Here is a 1,680-nt window from a genome sequence, read left to right as displayed (position 1 = left end):
CTAGCCTCGATGTTTCGTCTGTTCGGTTGATGAGTGGTGCGGCGTTGTCGCGGGTGGTTGGTGTTGTTGGGCCGTGGTGGGTCGCCGGCGCTGTGTTGGCCGGTTGTCCTTGGTCCTTGGTCGTGGGTGCGGGGTGGGTGTGTTCAGGTGGTTCGCAGGCTGGTCCAGCCGGTGTCGATGAGGTGGTTCCAGGGCCAGTCGTGTGGGAGCCGGAGTCGTTTTCGTCGTGCGGTGTGGATGATTCGTCCGGCGACGCTCAGGAGCCGGAATCGGAGTCGTTTGGGTTCCCAGCGGCGGGCGGGTTCGTGTTCTTCGAAGGCCAGGGTCTGGGTCCAGGCGAGCAGGTCGGCGGCCAGTGCGACGATCTCGACCCAGATCCGGTTCTGGTTGTAGCCGTGGAAGGGCAGGTTGCGCAGGCCGGTGTCTTTCAGGCAGCGGATGCGGTCTTCGCAGCGGGCGCGTTGGCGGTGGCGGACCTCGAGCGTGGCCAGGGTCCAGCCCGGGCCTTTGGTGTTCGTGGCGAAGCAGGTGATCCGCCATCCGTTGTGGTCGGTCAGCCTCAGTTGGGCTCCGGGGTGTGGGCGTTCGCGCCGGGCGATGACCCGCATCCCGTGGGGCCAGTTCTTCGGTCCTGGACGTGAGGCCCGGTTCTGGGTGACCGGGGCGGGCATCCAGGCGGTGAGTTCAGCGACCTGTGCACCTTCGCGGGGTTCGCCATCGCCATCGAGTGCGGCGCGCCAGGCCTGTTCCGGGATGGTCTCGATCGCTGCTTTGACGGTGTCTTGGGCCTGGAATCCGATGGAGTAGTCCAGACCCAGATCGGTGATCTTGTGCAAGAACACCTTCGAGCAGGCCCCGGTATCGGCACGGACCAGTACCTGGCCGCGCTCATGCGCGGGGAGCTGGACGAGCGCGTTGTCGAGAGCGGTGAGATGGTCGGCGCTGTTCCAGGGCGAGGCGTTGCCGGGTCGCAGATCGATTCCGAGGGTCTCACCGGTGCCGTGCTCGCCGTGGTCGACGAACGTGCACATCGGAGCGAACCCGAACCCTTTCTTGAAGGTCGGTTCAGCGTGTTCCTTGTCCGAGTGAGCCGTCACCAGCGTGGCGTCGATATCCACGATCACCTGACCACCACCATCCCGGGTCCCCGGTGTTCCCGGCAACGGGCGACGGCGCGCCCACACCGCCGCCCTCGCGCTGGCCCGCGCCGCCCGGATCGCAGCCACGGCCTCGTCGACATCACCGGCCAGCAACGCGAACAGCCGTGACACCGTCGGGTCCGATGCCACCGCCCCGAACAACGTTGGCTGAGCCCGGACAGCGGCCAGGTCCGCGAGGCAGTCGCCACCCAGCGCGACCGCGGTCGCGACATCAAGCAACACCTTGCCCGGGTCATGCACCGCCCGGCCCGGCCGCCACGGCGAGAGCGCCGCCGACAGGCCACGACCCAGGCCACAGACCCCGATCACCTCCCGCAGCAACAACCCACCCGACGACGAAACCAGCGACTCGCGGACAGAATCCAGAACCACACTCGGGACCGGGCTACGCTTCACCTACGGAGTGCCTCTCTACGCGACGGATCTTGACCTTCGACAAGCCAAGAATCCCGCGCCAGACAGGCACTTCCGTGCGTTACACGCCGAACCCAACCCCACCGACATGAAATCCCGAGGCTAG

General features: G+C 66.9%; 1 protein-coding gene. It reads right to left on the bottom strand.

Features of this window, described 5'->3' with window-relative positions:
- Positions 1-143 precede the first annotated feature (143 nt).
- Complete coding sequence (locus ACFVWG_RS41455; protein ID WP_391549040.1) at positions 144-1,556, bottom strand: IS1380 family transposase; 1,413 nt, start codon at positions 1,554-1,556, stop codon at positions 144-146.
- Between the last annotated feature and the right edge of the window lie 124 nt (positions 1,557-1,680).

Origin of the sequence: Kribbella sp. NPDC058245 (assembly GCF_042882005.1) — a bacterium.
Lineage (GTDB): Bacteria > Actinomycetota > Actinomycetes > Propionibacteriales > Kribbellaceae > Kribbella.
Note: the sequence above shows the minus strand (reverse complement) of the source record. Positions and strands in the feature narration are given on the sequence as shown.